Origin of the sequence: Roseobacter sp. MH60115 (assembly GCF_015644665.1) — a bacterium.
Taxonomy (GTDB): domain Bacteria; phylum Pseudomonadota; class Alphaproteobacteria; order Rhodobacterales; family Rhodobacteraceae; genus Roseobacter.
Window position 1 is genome coordinate 61,614 of the sequence record NZ_JADOBQ010000002.1, and the last position, 15,585, is coordinate 77,198.

11 protein-coding genes are annotated in these 15,585 nt (G+C 57.1%); 4 read left to right on the forward strand and 7 right to left on the reverse strand.

Annotation, left to right across the window (positions count from 1 at the left end):
• Positions 1 to 231: 231 nt before the first annotated feature.
• Entirely contained in the window at positions 232 to 3,096 is a 2,865-nt protein-coding gene (locus ISX84_RS05925; protein ID WP_195819431.1) for a PA14 domain-containing protein, read from the reverse strand.
• A gap of 180 nt (positions 3,097 to 3,276) precedes the next feature.
• Here ISX84_RS05925 and ISX84_RS05930 point away from each other — a divergent pair, with 180 nt between their 5' ends.
• Genes ISX84_RS05930 through ISX84_RS05940 form a run of 3 tightly spaced genes read left to right on the forward strand, consistent with a single transcriptional unit; the run spans position 3,277 to position 8,406 of the window.
• The gene (locus ISX84_RS05930) at positions 3,277 to 4,989 is read left to right on the forward strand and encodes an ABC transporter transmembrane domain-containing protein (RefSeq protein WP_195819432.1); all 1,713 of its coding nucleotides are present in this window, start codon (positions 3,277 to 3,279) and stop codon (positions 4,987 to 4,989) included.
• Positions 4,989 to 7,079 carry a peptidase domain-containing ABC transporter gene (locus ISX84_RS05935; RefSeq protein WP_195819433.1) on the forward strand — a complete coding sequence of 697 codons (2,091 nt, stop codon included), beginning with the start codon at positions 4,989 to 4,991 and terminating at the stop codon, positions 7,077 to 7,079. Before ISX84_RS05930 ends, ISX84_RS05935 begins: the two co-directional genes overlap by 1 nt.
• 1 nt (position 7,080) lies before the next feature.
• Complete coding sequence (locus tag ISX84_RS05940; protein WP_195819434.1) at positions 7,081 to 8,406, forward strand: HlyD family type I secretion periplasmic adaptor subunit; 1,326 nt, start codon at positions 7,081 to 7,083, stop codon at positions 8,404 to 8,406.
• A gap of 148 nt (positions 8,407 to 8,554) precedes the next feature.
• Here the strand turns inward: ISX84_RS05940 and ISX84_RS05945 are convergent, their stop codons facing one another.
• Positions 8,555 to 9,328 (reverse strand): sulfite exporter TauE/SafE family protein, encoded by a 774-nt coding sequence (locus ISX84_RS05945; RefSeq protein WP_195819435.1) that lies wholly within the window; start codon positions 9,326 to 9,328, stop codon positions 8,555 to 8,557.
• An 82-nt stretch (positions 9,329 to 9,410) separates the two neighbouring features.
• Between ISX84_RS05945 and ISX84_RS05950 the strand changes: the two genes are divergently transcribed.
• Positions 9,411 to 10,265: a LysR family transcriptional regulator gene (locus tag ISX84_RS05950; protein ID WP_195819436.1), complete on the forward strand. Its 855-nt coding sequence runs from the start codon at positions 9,411 to 9,413 to the stop codon at positions 10,263 to 10,265.
• A 323-nt stretch (positions 10,266 to 10,588) separates the two neighbouring features.
• On the opposite strand, the gene ISX84_RS05955 is transcribed toward ISX84_RS05950, so the two are convergent.
• The 5 genes from ISX84_RS05955 to ISX84_RS05975 all read right to left on the reverse strand — a co-directional run bounded on the left by ISX84_RS05955 (position 10,589) and on the right by ISX84_RS05975 (position 15,560).
• Positions 10,589 to 12,190 (reverse strand): BCCT family transporter, encoded by a 1,602-nt coding sequence (locus ISX84_RS05955; RefSeq protein WP_229884160.1) that lies wholly within the window; start codon positions 12,188 to 12,190, stop codon positions 10,589 to 10,591.
• A 32-nt stretch (positions 12,191 to 12,222) separates the two neighbouring features.
• On the reverse strand, positions 12,223 to 13,386 hold the full coding sequence (locus ISX84_RS05960; protein WP_195819437.1) for an extracellular solute-binding protein: 1,164 nt from the start codon (positions 13,384 to 13,386) through the stop codon (positions 12,223 to 12,225).
• A 711-nt stretch (positions 13,387 to 14,097) separates the two neighbouring features.
• Positions 14,098 to 14,547 carry a YybH family protein gene (locus ISX84_RS05965; protein WP_195819438.1) on the reverse strand — a complete coding sequence of 150 codons (450 nt, stop codon included), beginning with the start codon at positions 14,545 to 14,547 and terminating at the stop codon, positions 14,098 to 14,100.
• Between the two features lie 51 nt (positions 14,548 to 14,598).
• Complete coding sequence (locus tag ISX84_RS05970) at positions 14,599 to 14,997, reverse strand: nuclear transport factor 2 family protein (RefSeq protein WP_195819439.1); 399 nt, start codon at positions 14,995 to 14,997, stop codon at positions 14,599 to 14,601.
• 26 nt (positions 14,998 to 15,023) lie between these two features.
• Positions 15,024 to 15,560 carry a peroxiredoxin-like family protein gene (locus ISX84_RS05975; RefSeq protein WP_195819440.1) on the reverse strand — a complete coding sequence of 179 codons (537 nt, stop codon included), beginning with the start codon at positions 15,558 to 15,560 and terminating at the stop codon, positions 15,024 to 15,026.
• Positions 15,561 to 15,585 lie beyond the last annotated feature (25 nt).

A 15,585-nucleotide genomic window follows, 5' to 3' on the forward strand; every position in this document is an offset into this window, starting at 1 on the left:
GGACGTGCTTGGCGCGCGTCAAAACCCTGCGAGGATCGCGAGGCTGTCTTGCCGGTGCCTGAGCCTCCGGGCAAGCAGCGTTTGCGGGGCAAACTTATTCATGCCCGTAGCGGACCTTTGGGGCAGAAACAGGTTGGAAACGGACTAAGCGTGTAGATCCGTGTGGAAAGAAAGCGATTTTGTGACCGGTGGAAAATGGAGCCTGCCCGAGCACTGCCGCACGGTCTTCTACTACCAATCCTGCCGTTCGTATGTTTCGTTCATTTCTGCCCCTTGCTCTGCCCCCTGATTGTCCACAACCTCCTCCGACATCGGGTTATCAGCTTGTTCCTCCCCGTTTTCGTCATCGTCTGCAGTATCAACCCAAGAGGGTGAAGACTCGTTATTGTCATACGACGACCATTCATCGGATGCCTGAGCGTTTCCGTTTTGATCCTGCTGGTTTTCGACATCACCAACGTCGATGGAAAATGTATCGCTCCCGGTCATCGTCTGACCGTTGAAAGCAGTATCCGTCGTTGTGATTTCACCCGTGATCACCCCCTCGAAGTTCGGTGGGGGTGCCAGTTCGAGCAGGGACAGGTCCCACCCGGACAGATCGATCTCCCCACCGTCTGCAACTGCGACGTTGTCATCGCTGATGAGGATCGTATCCGCCGGCAGGCCCGATATCTTAACCGTCGCGGCATCGGACAAGGAGTCGTCGTCAATGCCGAGAGCAAGCATGCCATTTTGAGGCACCGCCATTTCATCGTTTGCGGTTACAAGTTCCCGACCGTCGGTGCCCGGGCCTTCCCACTCCAGTTTAAGACCGGCATGGCCGTAGTTTTCGAAGTATCGCACTTCAATCTCATGAGTGCCGGGCTCCAACTCTATTTCGCCCGTGCGTGTCCGGTAGCCGTGCAGACCATCGTTGTCGATGACTTCCTCACCATTGATGAGTAGAATGGCGCCATCATCGCCGCCCAGAAAGAAGTCGAACGACCCACTTTCCGTCACTTCAATGCTGCCGGTGATTTGCACGCCGAATGTGTCCTTTGACCCATCTTCCCAGAAGGACTCGCGGCTATTGGTATAGTTGATCTCGCCCACGACCTCCTCATGCGTGGCCTCGCTGGACCAATCGATCTGGTCGAGCTTCGACAGGCTGTGATCCACGTCGAAATAGCTGGCCCTGAAACCGGTTTCCAACTGCGCAGAGGGCGGGGTGATATCGGCCTGATTGACCGCGAAATTCAGATCGTTGATCACGGATACCGCGCCCTCATCGCCGATCTGCGTCGTTGTCACCACCTGTGCGGATACTTGCCCGATGAATTCAATCGGTGTCGCCACGGTTAGCAACGACAAATCCATGCCCGAGATATCGGCAGTACCATCTGCGTCCGCCTCGACGTTCACGTCACCGGCTGTCAATATCGTGCCGGGCGGAAGGCCCTCAATATGATGAGACACCTGGTCCGCCGTCGCAGTTTCCGGCACCGCCACGTCGATTTCCAGGGCAATCGGCATGCCGTTCACGGTTTGCAGGTCCTCTGTCCCCGGCGCGGTCACCAACTCGCGCCCGTCCGTTCCGGGGCCTTCCCATTCCAGTTTCAGGCCCGCATGCCCGTAGTTCTCAAAGTAGCGCACCTCAATGCTGTGGGTGCCCGGCTCCAACTCGATCTCGCCACTTCGCGTACGGAAACCATGCAGCCCGTCGTTGTCGATGACCTCTTCGCCATTGATTAACAGGACCACGCCATCATCACCGCCGATGAAGAAGTCGAAAATGCCACCTTCTTCCACTTCGATGTTGCCGGTAATCTTTGCGCCGAACGTGTCCTTTGACCCGCCTTCCCAGAAGGAGTCGCGGCTGTTGGTGTAGTTGATCTCACCCACGACTTCTTCGTGCGTGGCTTCGCCGGACCAGTCGATTTGATCCAGTTTGGACAGGCGATGATCCACGTCGTAGTAGCTGGCATGAAAGCCGGAGGTCATTGTCGCGCTGGCTGGCTCCACCACGCTGAACTCAAGTGTCTGAGTGATTGTTTCGCCACCCTGATCGGTGACGGTCACGTCAATGGCGAGCGCTCCGGCGTCGTCGGGGTCCAGGGAAATGCCATCCCGCAGCTTCAACTGGCCCTGCGATACCTCAAACCTGTCGTCAGAAACGGCGAATTCGTAGCTTCCCTCTTCATCGGGATCGATCACGTTCACCTGCCCGACGACGGCACCAGGCTGGTTTGCGGCAATCAGGCTCTGATCGATGGAGGCGCTTGTCGGCGCTTCGTTCACATCACCGACGACGACCTCAAATGTTTCGGTCAGGCTTGCGCCATCGGCATCGGTGGCCGTCACGTCAAAGCGCAGCGAAGACTGTTCCTCGTGGTCCAGGGAAACGCCGGGTTTCAGCCTGATCTGCCCATCAGAGATTTCAAACCGGTCGTCCGATATAGAAAACGTATGTTGATCACTCGCGTTCGGATCCACAACGGAGAGCTGACCCACAACGGCGCCTTCATCGTTTTCGACAAGCTCCGCCCTGCTCAGGGCAATTTGCGTCGGCGCCTCGTTTGGGGCCGGTGCGTCGTCTTCAACCGCCGGGGCATCGTCCTTTTCGGAGGTCGTGGCAGTCGCTGCCCGCGACTGCGGTGCGCCGGTTTCAGGGCTTGTAGTTTCAGTTTCTTCAGTGGGTACGGAGGTGAAAGCGCCTGCGCCTGCATTGTCCTGCGGCGTTTGGAACGCGGAGACTTCAGGCTGCGCCACCTCGGCCTCCGGGCCGTTCAGTGATCTGTCCGTGGCCGGGTCAGCGGGTTGCTGCGTGTCGCCTGTGGCATTATCAGATGTTGCCGTAGTCGGTGCAGTGGGTGCGGAGGTTTCATCCCCGGCCAAAGGCGCAGGCTCGACGCCATCAGATATGATGGCAGAGGATTTTTCCGACCCCTCAGCCTCTGCGCCATCATCCTCGCCATAGTGCAGGTTACTGCGTGACGCATCTTCCTGTGTCACATCCCCGCGCAGCGATTGAACAGCCACCTTTTCCTTGGTCGAACTTGTGTCCTCGCCCTCGGCAATAAACGCTTCGCTAACGTCAACCTCGTTGTTCTCGGCCATCTTCAACTCCTAACCACGCACATGCATCAGCGTGCATTTACATTAAGGTGCGCTTTATGAGTGAGGATTTAAGCGGCTGATTTTATTACAATTGGTTTCATCTGGGGACACGAATGAACGTTTTCATAACCAAATGGGGTCAAGTGTTCAGCACACCGGTTGAGGGGAGTGTGTTCCGCCGTGCGGCCAAAAACCACAGGATTAAGCGACAAGATCAAGCCGCCGCGCATGGGGACATCGGTCATCGTCTCATCGCTGGCGATCAACATGCTTGGCCTGGCGTTGCCTTTGGTTGTCCTGCAGGTTTTCGACCGGGTCATTCCGTTTGAGTCGCACGCGACGTTGACACTCCTCTTCATCGGTCTTTGCGTGACGACCGCGCTGGATTTCTTTCTGAAATGGGCACGAATTGTCGTCATGGGACATCAGGGGGAGCAGTTTGAGCTCTCGCTGGGCGACCACTTTATGGATCGTTCGCTGAATGCAGAACCGAGCGCTTATGACGCGTCATCAACCGGTGTCCATCTGGAAAGGTTGAACGCTTTTGCCCAATTGCGGGACTACTACAGCGGCCAGGGCCGCCTGTTTTCGATTGATGTGCCGTTCACCGCGATTTTTATTGTGATGATCGGCCTGATCGGCGGCTGGCTGGTGCTCGTGCCGCTGGCCAGTCTGGTCTTGTTGTACCTCTTCAAAACAATCCTTCAGCGGGCGCAGGGACCGATTTTTGAAAAGCGCAAAGTATTGGACGGAAGACGCTATTCCTTCCTGATCGAGTGTCTGTCGCAAATCCTGACGGTCAAGGCGGATACGATGGAACCGCAACTGCTGCGCCGCTACGAACTTTTGCAGAAACAGTCGGTCGATATCAGTCAGAGCCTGATCCACGTATCCGGGTTTTCACAGTCGTTCGGGGCGCTCTTTTCGCAAGCTGCCGTTGCTGCGATGGGTCTTCTGGGTGGGTACCTCGTCATCATCGGGCAAATCGGCATCGCAGAACTGGCAGCCTGTATGTTGCTCAACGGGCGCACCGTGCAACCCTTGCTGAAGATGCTGGGGCATTGGGCGCAGACAGAAAGCATTGATGCAGCCCAGGCAAAAGTCGATGAGATCTCGGCATTGCAGCAGCGCAACGCATCCGCTGAATTCATTCATGCGCTTGAAGGGCGCTTAAGGTTCGATGGTGTTTCGGCGGGCCGCGATGACCAGGAAAACCTGATCTTTTCTGACGTTAACCTGGACGTGAAACCAGGTGAGGCACTGAGTGTTGTCGGAGAGGCGGGCTCCGGACAGGCGACATTCATGCGCCTTATTCTGGGCGAGCAGCAACCAAGGTCAGGTCAAATCTACATAGATGAAAGGCCTGTCGCAGAGTTTTCCGCCACCCGCGGTCATCGTGGCATTGTCTATGTGGACGAGACGCCAGCGATTTTTTCGGGGTCGATCTTGGAAAACATTTCCTGCTTTGGAGAAGGCGAAGCCATCGCGCGCAGTCTCTCCATCTCAGCTGAGCTGGGGTTGGAGAAGAAGGTGCATCATATGCCGATGGGGTATAGCACTCCAATGGGGCAGGTGGGGCAGGTTGCCTCCAGTCTTGCTCTGTTGCAGACCATCGCGTTGGTCCGAGCGCTTGCGCTGGAACCCCGTATTTTGTTGATCAACGACGCAACCTCCGCGATGGATGAGCGTGCCGTCGCGCGATTGGCGCAGTTTCTGCAGGTAGTCAAAGGCAAGACCACACTTGTGATGGCGACGCCGAGACAGCAACTTCTTTCCCTTGCGGATCAGTCCATCATGCTGGTCGACAGCACCGCAGACAGCCTGCTGCTCTGGGATCATGACGCCGAAGATGATGCCGCAACCGCTGCAGCTCTGGCGACAAGGAGCGCGTGATGGATACGGTTATTCATCCCGGTCTGGGGCTCTTGCAAAAGCTGATGATGACTGCCGGGTGGCACAGCAGTCACCGGAACCTGACGGAAGCTGCCCCGCATCTGGCAGATCAGATGTCAGCGGATGACCTTATACTCACCCTCGAAAACCTGGATATCCCGGTATCCGTCGCGCAGGCAGACCAGAAAGAGATTGCCGAAACGGATTGTCCGGCGCTTTTTGTCGACAGTTCGGGGCAAGTGACCGCCATCCTGTCTGCGGAAAATGGCAAGCTGCTGATCAGCGGTGCAAAATCGGATGAGCCTGTCTGGCAGATTCCCTCACAAGACCGTGGTACCATCGTCAAGATCGAACGCTTCGCGCCTTCCGATGAACCACAGACTTTCGAGGATTTTCGCAAGATCACGGCAGGTTTCCGGGGGCTCCTGCCTTGGCTGGTTGTAGCCTCTTTCATGACGAACCTGATGGGGCTCGCGACGCCGCTGTTGATCATGATGATTTACGACCGCGTGATCCCGTCTGGCGCGACGGATCTGGTGGTATCACTCGCTTTGGGCGCCGCATTGATACTTGCGGCAGATGCCGGGTTCAGGTTCGCGCGCTCCTCGGCAGTTGCTTACATGGGCCGCATTGTCGAGCACCGGTTAGGGCTGGCTCTCTTCCGCAAGCTCATGTCCCTACCACCCGATCAGATCCAGAAATCGGATGTGGAGCAACAAATCGCCAGGTTCAAACAGTTCGAAGGCATGAGAGACATCTTCTCCGGGCAGGTACTCACAACGGTTTTGGATTTACCCTTCATCCTTGTCTTTCTGGGGCTCATCTTTGCGCTTGCGCCTCAGGTCGGATTCCTCGTGCTGGGATTGATTGCAGTCTTCATGCTGGCGATCTGGGTGACTTTGCCGGTGCAGCAAGTATTGAATGCGCAGGCCGCGTCGATCAAGGCAAGACAGCAAAAGTACCTGTTTGAGACGGTTGGGCAGCAAAGAAATATCTATCGGCTTGGTCTTGCAGGGTTCTGGAACGAAAGATACGCCGCCGTTGCCCAGGAATCTGCTGATGCTTCGCGTAAGGCGCGCAAGTTTCAGCATCTCTGCCAAGCCTTTGGGCAGAGTCTGATGATGATTTCCGGTGTTGGGGCCATTGTCTTGGGTACCCTCGCGGCGATGGGCGGAAACATGTCCTTTGGCGCGCTTATTGCCGTCATGGCACTGGTCTGGAAAGTCCTCACGCCTCTGCAGTCGCTTTACTCAAACGCACCGCAAATACTTGGTTTCTTCAAAAGCAGACAGCAGGTCGACCGCGTCCTTTCCATGCCGCAGGAATTGGTTCGAGGTGCCGCCTCATCCCACCAGAAGGAATTCGAAGGGCGCATCACCCTGAACGGCGTCACACATCGTTTTGCCGACACAACCACGCCTGCGCTGTCACAGGTGTCATTGGACATTGCTGCGGGCGAGTTTGTTTTGATCGCCGGCAACAATGGCAGTGGTAAAACCACATTGCTCGAGGTCATGATGGGACTGCACCAACCGGTCGTAGGTTCCGTTCAGCTTGATGGCATTGACGTCCGCCAGATCCCTGTTGATGATTTGCGACAGTCCTTCAGCTATGCGCAGAAAAAGCCTGAGGTTTTTCACGGCACACTGCTTCAGAATTTCCGCCTTGCGGCACCGACGGCACATATCGAAGACATCGAAGCGATGATTGCCGCGCTTGGGCTCGAGCAGGAAGTCACAGGTTTTTCGGAAGGCTTAAACACGCGCTTGACCGAGAGCTACCGCAAGTCGCTTTCGTCCGCGACGTCGCGTGGCCTCGCGCTTGCCCGCTGTTTCATCCGGCCCGCAGCTGTCTATCTTTTGAACGAACCGAATGCTGGTCTCGACTACATCCGTAAGGCTGCGCTGACACGTGTTCTCGAAGGGCTGAAGGGCACCCGCACCATTGTCGTGGTCTCTGATGATCCGGAGTATATTCGACTTGCCGACAGATGTGTCTTCATGACCGACGGGCGCATCGTGGCCAATGATACCGGCACCGATGGGCAGCGCAAAATCAATGCGCTGATCGCCGCAAACAAGGAATACTGACATGGCCATTTTCACGCGCCGAAAAGATCAGATGGGCGTTTTCGACCGCAAAACCGCCCGCAAGAAGAACCGCGAACCGCGTATATCGGCCATGGTTGTTTTCACGCTTGCAGCGTTTCTTGCGGGCGCAGTCACACTTGCCACACGGACAACCATTCCGGAACTTGCGCGCGCCACGGGGGAGATCACGACGCTTGGGCGCGCCTATCAAGTCGAGACCATCAACAGCGGGGTCGTCAATTCGGTACTGGTAAAAGAAGGCCAGCAAGTCAGCGAAGGTCAGATATTGGCGACTCTCACATCGCCCAGTCTGGAGCGCAATATTCGAAGCGTGCAGCAGCAATACAACGCGGTTCTCTCCAGGACGGAAACGCTTTCGTCCATTCTCGAGCATCTTGATCGTCCCGACAAGGATCGGTCAGCGTTGAGCCGCTCCTCCGAACAAGGGGAGGATTACGTGAGCTCGCGTCTCTATCTGCACGAGTTGCAAAAGGAGATTTCGCGCGGCAGGGCGGAAAGCCTCAGGGTCATTATCGAAAGATTGGAGAATGCTGAGGCGCTGATGCAAAGCCGTGTTGCGGAGAAGGAAGCGTCGGTTGATCGACTTTTGAAGCTTTTTGAATCCGGCAGCATTACCCGTGTCAGGCTCGACGCGGAGCAGCAATCTTTGGATGAGCTTAGAGGGCGGCTGATCGACGCCCGCATCGAACTGGCTACAACCAGCGCGAATTACACCGAAGTCCGCGATAAACCGCTTGAAAGCGATTTGGCATTGCGAGAGCAAACCCTGACACAGCTTTTTGACTTGCTGCAGGAAAGAGACGCGCTGGCCACTCAGCTTGCTGCGCTGGAAGACCAACGTGAAGAGCTGTTGGTACGTGCGCCCAGCGGTGGCGTCATTCAGTCGGTCGATTTTCCGAGGATAGGCGAAATCGTTGAGGCGGGTGCCACGATCTTTGAACTCATCAACACAAACGATCAACTGGTGGCAGAAATCAAGGTGGGTGAGGCGGACATTGGTCACATTCGTCGCGGCGACAAGGTCTCCTTGAAACTCACCACGTTCGATTCGCGCCGCTATGGTGAAGTAACTGGGACGATCTCAAGCCTGTCGCCAACGGTGGTTGTCGATCCACAGGATGGTCAGGTTTACTTCCGCGGTGTTGTGGAACTCCACAGTCTCACGATCGGCGCCGGCGAGTTCGAAAAACCTTTGCGAGTCGGTATGACGGGCAGCGCCGAGATTGTGACGGACGAGCGCAGCATGTTGGCGTATCTCGCAAAGCCGGTGTATCGCTCTTTGGAGCGGGCCTTTGGGGAACGTTGATCCCACGGACTGTGACGATGCCATCTGCGATGAGGACTATGTTGATCTCTTCACGAAGGTCGGTGTTTCTCTTTCGAAAGCAGTAGTAATCCTTCTGTCGACAGTAAAGGGCTCGGTCACCATCCGGCGTTGACGCGGTGCCGGGGGTCTACGCCCAGATCGCCAGGCTGCTATCCCAAAGCAGCTTGACACCCGCCAAGAAAAGAAACCCATATACGAAACGCGTGAACACGGACTGCGCGATGAACTTGTGTAGCACTGTGCCCAGCGTAATTCCGATCAGCAACATCGGCACAAGAAGCAAGCTGACCGTCATGCTGTCGCGCGTAAAATGGCCCATACTGCTGTAAGCCACGGTCTTCGTTGCGTTCATGGCAAAGAAAAACATGGTATTTGTTCCGACAAAGACCGTTTTTTCCATGCCTTGCCGCAGCAGGATGCCCTTGACCGGTGGGCCACCAGCATGTGCCACGAAGCTGGCGAAACCGGATAACGCTCCAAGTGTGAGAACGGTCGCCTTGCCAGATGGTCGTTTAGAGTGTTTGCTGCGTTCCCCCCAGATGAACTGGGCAACGAAAAAGAGCGCCAGCATTCCCACGGCACAGCGGATCACATCCGCGCTCATCCATTGAAAGGACATGGCGCCCAGGGCCAATCCAACCGCTGCGCCGGGCAGCAGCATCGCGACGATTGCGCGGTTCCAGTGATGTCGATAAGACCACACGATGATCAGGTCCATGGCCAGAAGAACGGGCATCAGGATCGCGACAGCGAGCTGGGGTGTGATGTAAAGGCTCATCAAGGGCACTGACATCACCCCGAGCCCGCCGCCAAAACCACTCTTTGAAATGCCGGTGATCACTACGGCGCAGGCGGTAACGAGGTAAAATGACGTGGACAACTCCATGGTGGCTTCCTTCACTACTCCCGTATCCGAATAGACCTGTCGTAAAAATCTGAAAAACGGTTTATTTTCGTTTTTGAAATCGGAAAATGAGATACTAATGCGAGATCTGAACGCTCTTGAAAGTTTTGTTGTCGCCGCCGAGACGCTGAATTTTTCCGTCGCGGCCGAGCTGCGCAATACCGTGCAATCCGCGATCAGCGCGCATGTGAAAAAACTCGAAGACGAGTTGGGATGCGTTCTCTTGACGCGCGGACGTGGCCTGCCCATGTCCCTCACGCCCGAAGGCGAAGCGTTTGTGGTCTATGCGCGGCGTATTCTCGGGCTTTCGGATGAGGCGGTAAAGGCGGTGCGGGGCGCACGGTCCTCGCGGCGGATCCGGCTCGGAACGACGGTCACGCTCGCCATGTCCGTTGTCACGCAGGCGTTGCGCCAGTTTGCGCAGGCTGAACCCGGGGTGCAGATACATGTTCAATGCGAGCGCAGCGATGCTTTGCTGGCCCTGCTGGATGCCGGAGAGATCGACATCGCCTTTATGATGGATCAGGGGCGGCGTCCCGGGCGTGACTTTGTCGAAAGCACGGCGCTTGTCTGGGCCGGGGTTGCGGAGTTTGCCATGACCTCGGCGCAAGATGTTCCGTTGGTCTTTTTGACCGATGGGCGTGACCTGCGAGGGTATGCATTTGAAGCCCTGGATCGCGCTGGACGGACTGGGTTTCTGGCGCACCTCAGCCCGCATCCCATCGGGGTGCGAGCCTTTGTGCTTGCGGGGTTGGCAATCACTGTGATGCCTCAAACGGCCGTCGTGCCGCCTCTGGTGGATCTAGGGTCCAAGCTTGCGCTGCCCCGCCTGAGAGATGTGGCGCTGTCCCTGTACTATGACCCAAAGAGAGCCGGGCAGGACATTACGCTATTCTCGACGGCTATTCACGACCAGCTTGCAAAGGAAGTGTAACGCCGGGCCGCTGAGATACTCGGCATCCCGCGTGGTTCAAACTGACTGTAGAGGTTCGGGCAATTTGTCCCAAGCCGCCGGGGTCGCTGGCTCATGTTTCGTCTTAAGTGGTCTCCGAACGTGCGGATAAACCCTGCACGGTCGCGTTGTAAAAATCCGGGCCTGACCCGGATGGAAGCAATCCAACCCGCCAAGCTCAGCTCGGCCTCCTCGAACGCCCGACGGGTGAAATCGCTCCAAGCAACTCAGTTGTCTGGAGCGATTTTGGGAGAGATGTCTGCTTTGGCCGCGCGCGTGGCCTTGCGTCAATTCTCCCGGTCACCTTATCGGTTCAGGAACTCCAACTCGTATTTGTCCACATACTCCGGAGCCGGATTGTCCTCATGCAAAGCTTTCACGATCCCGTAGATCATGAAGAGCAGGATCACCGCGATTGGAAGGCCTGCGACGATCGAGGCGGTCTGCAACGCGCTGAGACCTCCGGCCAGCATCAAGACAGCGGCCACCGCCCCCGAGGTCAGGCCCCAGAAGATGCGGAATTTGACCGGCGGATGCTCGTCCCCCATCGAGAGCATGGTACACATCACCAGTGTGCCGGAGTCCGATGAGGTGACGAACCACGAGATCAGCAGGACCGTGATCAGTACCGTGATCGGGTAGGTCAACCAGTTGAAGCCAAAGCCCGCGACCGTGGCAAACACACCCGCTGCATAGTCGTCGTTCACCGCATCCACAACGCCCGCGTTGTTGAACAGATCGACCCCTGTGGCAGCGCCCCCAAAGACACCCATCCACAAGACAACGACCGAGGTCGGAATGAGCAGCACGCAGAAGCAGAACTGCTTGATGGTTCTGCCCTTGGACACCCGCGCGATGAAAAGACCGACAAACGGACACCATGCGATCCACCAGCCCCAGTAGAAGATGGTCCACCAGCCCTGCCATTGCACTTCGGGATCACCGTTGATCCAGAAGCCCATGGGGATGACATTCCAGAGGTAGTCGCCGAAGCCTGAGATCGTGATCCCAAGCAGGAAGGCCGTGGGTCCAAGGATGATGAAAAGGATGAGCAGCCCGACCGACGCCAAGACGTTGCACTCCGACAGAATGCGCACGCCTTTGCCCACGCCAGAGGCTGCGGAGGCGGTGCCCAGGCAGGTGATGATCGCCACCAGGATGAGCTGATTGGTTTGCGTGTTTTCCATCCAGCCCAGATTTTCAAGGCCCGCGGCAATCGGTGTGACGCCGAGACCCAGCGAGGTTGCGAGACCGAAAATGGTGCCGAAGACGCCGATCAGATCCACCATGTGACCCCATGGCCCGTAAATCCGTTCCTTCAGAACCGGGTACAGGGCTGTGCGCAGGGTAAGAGGCAGATCGCGCCGATAAGAGAAGTAGGCCAGGCAGAGCCCGACAAGCACATAGAGGCCCCAGCCATGAAACCCCCAGTGGAAGTTCGTGACGGTCACGGCCTTCACGGCGGCATCCACGCTCCCGGCTTCATATCCGGCCCGCTCCATGAAGGGGCTTCCCTGGATGTGAAACATCGGTTCTGCAACGCCCCAGTAGATCAACCCAGAGCCCAGACCGGCGGAGAACAGCATGCAGATCCAGGAAAAGGTCGAGAAATCCGGGGTGTCATCGTCCTTGCCGAGTTTCACGTCGCCAAATCGGCTGATCATTAGCCAGATCACGAAGAAAAGTGCTGCGTTCACAACGATGACGTAGAACCAGTCCATCGTGTTGATGATGAAATCCTTACCGGCCGAGAAGACCTCGGAGGAGCGCTCGACGTCCGTGATCGTATAGCCGACAAAACCGATGATCATGATCATCGACAATAGCCCCATCAGCGGGTTCATCCCGGCAAATACACCGGATTTTGCAACAAGATTGTCAGGCTTATGCGTTGATTGCGTACTCATGTCTTTAACCTCTTTGTCCTGTTGGTCCGGGCTTACCGGGTCGTTCCGGCTGCACCCTGACGGGCGCCTGCGGATATCCAGAGCTGGAACCGTTCTTCCAACCGGGCGTGATGGGCGGCCCACCATTCGGCGTCGGAACGGATGAAGGCCTGATCCTCATAGGCAGGGCCGTTTGGAATCTGCTGCAGCGTTTCGTCGCTCAGAAGGGTCAGAGATGAATTTCGCGTTGGCCCGTTGGGTAAATACCCAACCATATCCGCAAGCGCCTTTGTGCCACTGGCGTATCGGATAAAATCCTTGGCCGCGTCCGCGTTTCGGCTGCCCTTCGGGATGCCGAAAAGGTCAAGCTCGATTACACGACCATCCATGTTGACCGAAAAATCCGCCCCGTCTTCCTCAGATGCCGTTGCCCCGGTTGTGGCCCAGATCATCGACATCGCCACGTCGCCTGCGTTGAGCATGCGCACGGGCTCGCGCCCCGCGCTCCAGAGTTGCAGGCCCGACCGGATACTGTCCATCTTGTCGAAGGCCCTGTCGACACCCTCTTCGGTTTCCAGCAGCGGATAGACATCGTCGCGCGCGACACCATCGGCCATCAGGGCCCATTCCATGATGACCGAGGGGTCGTTTCGTATGGCACGCGCGCCCGGGTAGGCCTGCACGTCGAAAAAGTCCTCGATGGTGCTGGGCGGATCTTCGGCGAAATCGGAATTGCTGTAGGCATAGGCCGTGGCCCAGACAATGACGCCCACGCCGCAATCGTTCAGCGCACCGGGCACGAAGTCGTCGCTTGCCGGTGTTCCGTCGGCCCCGTCTGGGAGATCGATAGCGGACAGGTCCTCCAGCAGCCCCTCTTCGCAGGCCCGCAAGCTGTCGGCCTGTGTCAGGTCAACGACGTCCCAGATGACATTGGCGCTTTCGACCTGGTCGCGGATCTCGTTGATACCGCCGTTATAATGGGCCACATGAACCCGCCTGCCGGTTTCCTCTTCGTAGGGTCGGACAAATCCCAGCATCTGGCTGCGCATGTAGGGTCCGGTCCAGGAGGTGAATGTAATTTCCGGCGCGGGGTTCTCGGATGCTGATGGCGTGGCTTGCGCGTCTTGAGCACCGGAGTGCCCAGGATGCACGGCAATGAGCATTGCCGCGCACGCAACCAGTTGCCGCCGAGAAACATAACGTCGACAGTTGGGCATGGATGACCTCCTCTTTGGGCAAACGATATTGCTTTCAAGGTCATGATAGCTTGCATTCAGCAACGCCTGTCGCATCGCAAAATGGATAACCGCAGGCTGTACCAGCGGATGAACGGCGCACTGGCTGGATATGCGGTCGGCCAAACAATCACGGCCCTCCGGCCACCTTCGGCCAACAATGCACTCACGCGCAACAATTTTTTCTGCCGGAAAATTCGGGCAGGCAGTTGGCGGCGACATCTGCGGTAGCCAAACAGTCCTTGTTTACGGTGCTGCTGCGCCGGGAAAAGCCGGGGTCGGAAGGAGGGGACATTCGAACGGTTCACATGGGCATGCCCGCCGTTCGTGGCGTGGAGTCAAACGGCGCGACGGTCCCGATATTGGTGAATTATGTAGGCCTTTCATGGTGCGTGATCAGCCCCTTTTGTCCGTTGTGTGACGTACATTCGAAACCTATGCAGCGGTCGCATTTTGCGGATACCTGTTACGTGTTTTCCGGCTCTCATACTAAACGCAGTTCATGGCTCCGCGCGCCGTACAGGCGTGTGCAGCGTCAGGTGAGCTTCTTTTTCCCTCTGCATGCAAGGCAGAGGCCCCACATCACCTGCTTTAACAGATCCAAATTTAGATAAGGAGACGTATCCCCCAACGGCCCTAAATCGGATCTTGGACACACCGATCCGCTTAACGGGCACTACATAGCACCGGCAGTCATTCGGCGGCGTGCTGGTTGAACATGTCAGCCACAATAGCCCAGCCATCGCCGTCACGCTGCATCACGAAAAGATACGTGCCTTGTGCCGCGACACCGGCGGCCTCGATGTCCGCGTCATAGCCGCCGATCATCACCGCCATGCTGCCGTCATCGGAGACAAAAAAGTGATCGAAGCTGTGCGAGAACTCGCCTTTATTCTCGGCTATGAAGCCAAAGGCGCCTGCAGGGACCTTTAAACCGGCCACCGGCGGGCTTTCCGGTGCGATCCACAGGGGCGCATCATTGTAAAGCGCAAGGAAGGCTTCGAGGTCGTAGGCGGCCGCAATTTCGTCGTAGCGATCATTGTAGGCTGTGAGATCCTGTTGAATCCCGGCGTCTTGGGCTGCGGATGGGACCGCGGTCAGGATGGCCAGGGCAAAGCCCGAGAGGGAGGCGCGCAAGCACATTGTCTTGTCCTTTCAGAGAGGTAATAGCAATTTCGGAGTGTTAGACGGCAGTCAGACGCCTTCGGGCCGCAAGAAGATCACTTCGCGTGTCACCTGCCAGCGGTCATCTTCAAAGATCAGATCGATGCTGAGTGTCAGATCCATGTTCACCCCGCTCAGGTCGTTTTTACGAGACAGCAGCACATGGGCGGTGTCGCCGTCCACCTTGATGTTGTGGAATTTGGCCCAGGTGTTCATCGGCGGATCGCCCGCGGCGCGCTTTGAGGCAAAGAGTGCCTTGAAGGCGTCTTTGTCCGCGGTGTTCAGTGTGTGGTTTTGGTCGATCATCATGACATACAAACTATCATGATAAATTCGGTCCAACGCGGCCACGTCATAGGTCGTGGCTGTCTGGATCAGATCGTCTATCGTCTGGCGGACCTGCGCGTCGCGCGGGGTATCGAGTGGCATTGGGTCTTCCTTTCAGATGGGGGAGATCACGCGCGCAATGTGCCGCGGATCGGGTAGTTGTTTTCCGGATTGCGAATAAAGCGCAGGCCGCCCAGCAGCGTTTTGAGGTCGGGGCGGACAAATGGCGCGTTTGAAATGTCGGTGACCTGCAGCTTCCCGTCTGCATTGATCACGAAGATGCCTGGTTCTGCGAAAGGTCGGTCGGTTTCCTGCGCGGACCTCGGGTGCGAGACATACAAGCCCAACCGGTGCATTTGCTCGACCGTCATATCGTAGCCAACGCGAAAGTTGGGGCGTACCAAAGCCATCTGATCTGCTGCCTTTTCGGCGGTGTCAGCGGAAACAGCCACGACGTCGATTCCAAGCCCGTTGAACTCACTCAGTAATGTGTTCAGTTCTTTGAGGTAGCTTGTGCACATCGGGCAGTGCTTGCCGCGATAGACCACGACCATTTGCCAGTCATGGCCGTCCGCAGGGGTCCCGAGGACGCAGGTTCCACCGCCGAGCTGCGGTACGGTAAGCGCAGGGTATTCGGATCCAGCGGACAGTTTCTGCGATGTCATAGTGAGCTCCTTGATGTTTTGTATT

Excerpts from the sequence above, each read along its gene's own strand:
- ISX84_RS05925 (WP_195819431.1), bottom strand. The coding sequence starts at position 3,096 with ATGGCCGAGAACAACGAGGTTGACGTTAGCGAAGCGTTTATTGCCGAG.
- ISX84_RS05935 (WP_195819433.1), top strand. The coding sequence starts at position 4,989 with ATGGATACGGTTATTCATCCCGGTCTGGGGCTCTTGCAAAAGCTGATG.
- ISX84_RS05940 (WP_195819434.1), top strand. The coding sequence starts at position 7,081 with ATGGCCATTTTCACGCGCCGAAAAGATCAGATGGGCGTTTTCGACCGC.
- ISX84_RS05950 (WP_195819436.1), top strand. The coding sequence starts at position 9,411 with ATGCGAGATCTGAACGCTCTTGAAAGTTTTGTTGTCGCCGCCGAGACG.
- ISX84_RS05955 (WP_229884160.1), bottom strand. The coding sequence starts at position 12,190 with ATGAGTACGCAATCAACGCATAAGCCTGACAATCTTGTTGCAAAATCC.
- ISX84_RS05960 (WP_195819437.1), bottom strand. The coding sequence starts at position 13,386 with ATGCCCAACTGTCGACGTTATGTTTCTCGGCGGCAACTGGTTGCGTGC.
- ISX84_RS05965 (WP_195819438.1), bottom strand. The coding sequence starts at position 14,547 with ATGTGCTTGCGCGCCTCCCTCTCGGGCTTTGCCCTGGCCATCCTGACC.
- ISX84_RS05970 (WP_195819439.1), bottom strand. The coding sequence starts at position 14,997 with ATGCCACTCGATACCCCGCGCGACGCGCAGGTCCGCCAGACGATAGAC.
- ISX84_RS05975 (WP_195819440.1), bottom strand. The coding sequence starts at position 15,560 with ATGACATCGCAGAAACTGTCCGCTGGATCCGAATACCCTGCGCTTACC.